We start from the raw sequence: 1,869 nt of genomic DNA on the forward strand, positions 1-1,869 counted from the left end.
TTCTTGGATAACTTTCCATATTTGAAAGAACTAATTTTAAATCACTGCTGTTTTGCTCGTCAATAATTTCGAGTAAAATAAAATTTATATTTGTTCCTACGATGTTCATTTCAAATGTGTGGTAACGGTCTAGTGTATGATTTCGTTGCGTGTTTGAGCCACTAATTTAGTAAATAAAAATTAAACAGAAAATTCGCGAGGACTTTCGTAAGTAGGCTATAACTAGCAATGAATTATACACATTGTTACCCACAGTTTTTATTCCGAAAGTTCATTAATCATTTTCTGTGAATGGTCTGCTGCCCATTTTTCTTTTTCGGTACTGTGTGATATTGTTTTTTTGTAATATTCAATTGCTTTTTTAGAGTTTTTTTCTTGCTGGTAAATTACCGCACTTCCATAATATCCACCAAAATAGTCTGGATAATCACTTTGTAGAACCGAAAATAATTTTAAAGCATCATTGTTTTTGTTAGCATTGATATAGCTTATTCCAAAATTAAAAAGTCCGCCTTTAGACACAGAATAGTTTACGGTGTCTCTTTTAATCTTGTTATATAAATCTATTCCTCTATCTATTCCATTAAGGTCAATTTCTTTTTCTAAAATAATTTCAAATGGCATTTGAAATTTCCCGTTAGTGAAATGACTAAGTAAGGCTTTTGCTCTATTGGGCAATTCTTGACCTCTTTTGTTCCTGTTGGTAAAAATTGCAACAGAAATATTTTCGCTTGGTATTCGTATCACGTGACTACCAAACCCAGTAGAAGAACCTCCGTGTTGTAATATTTTTGTTCCATTAAAATAATTAACAATCCAACCATATCCATAACCATCTTCAGTGGATTTTCCTTTTTCATTGTAATTATAAAATGCCTCATCTAATTTAGCCTGTGGTATCAATTTATCTGAATACAATGCTTTGTCCCATTTGTAATAATCTAAAATAGAAGTGTAAACACCTCCATCTCCTTGAATTGCACTTGTTAAACTTTGGTCTTTGGCAATAATTGAAGTGTCCTTTACTATGTAACCGAAGGCTCTATTTTTAATTTCTCTGTTTTTTACAAGAATAGTGGAATTTGTCATTCCTAATGGAAGGAATATTTCTTTTTCCATAAAATCTGAAAATGATATTCCTGTTATTTTTTCAATCACTTGGGCTAATACTGCATAGCCAGTATTGCTATAAGCATATTTTGTGTTAGGTTGAAAATATGTACTGTCAGTTTTTAAAAGTCCATCTAAAACGTCCTTATCTAACATTTGTTCAGTTTGGTTTTTCTTAATAAAACGATTGTATTTTACTAATCCTGAGCGATGTGTTAAGAGTTGTCTTATAGTAATGTCTTTTCCATATTCAGGGAATTCGGGAAAAATTTCGGTAAGAGTTGTTTCGTAAGCTAGTTTGTCTTGATTTACTAAAATCATTATTGCCATTGCTGTAAACTGTTTGGTAACAGAAGCAATTCGATAGTTGGTTTTAGATGTAGCGAGTTTGTTGTTCTCTAGATCAGCAAAACCATAATTTTTTGTAAAATCAATTTGATTGTCTTTGATTACAATGACACTTGCACTTGGTCTATTCCCAACATAATCTTTAAATAAATAATCGATAAATTCAATATCGTAATTTGATTTTGGTGAGTTCTGAATACTCTTTTTTGAAGAATTACATCCAAAAAATATGATAGAAAATACTAAAGTTAATTGGATGTACTTCATTTTTTTTAATTGTGGGTAACGTTAACGTATAAGAAACGTAGGGCAGTTAATAAGCACTATCGTTTCGGTTTATTACTTAGCTAAATATAAATATTTTGCTTTTATCTTTTTTATTATAAACGCCAAATTTTATATTTAGCGGAC

Annotated in this window: 1 protein-coding gene; it reads right to left on the bottom strand. The window is 30.3% G+C overall.

The window, feature by feature from the left end; genetic code table 11:
• Positions 1-258: 258 nt before the first annotated feature.
• Positions 259-1,725 carry a serine hydrolase domain-containing protein gene (locus GBH57_RS15915; protein WP_151675489.1) on the bottom strand — a complete coding sequence of 489 codons (1,467 nt, stop codon included), beginning with the start codon at positions 1,723-1,725 and terminating at the stop codon, positions 259-261.
• Between the last annotated feature and the right edge of the window lie 144 nt (positions 1,726-1,869).

This window comes from Patiriisocius marinus (assembly GCF_008974325.1).
Classification (GTDB): domain Bacteria; phylum Bacteroidota; class Bacteroidia; order Flavobacteriales; family Flavobacteriaceae; genus Patiriisocius; species Patiriisocius marinus.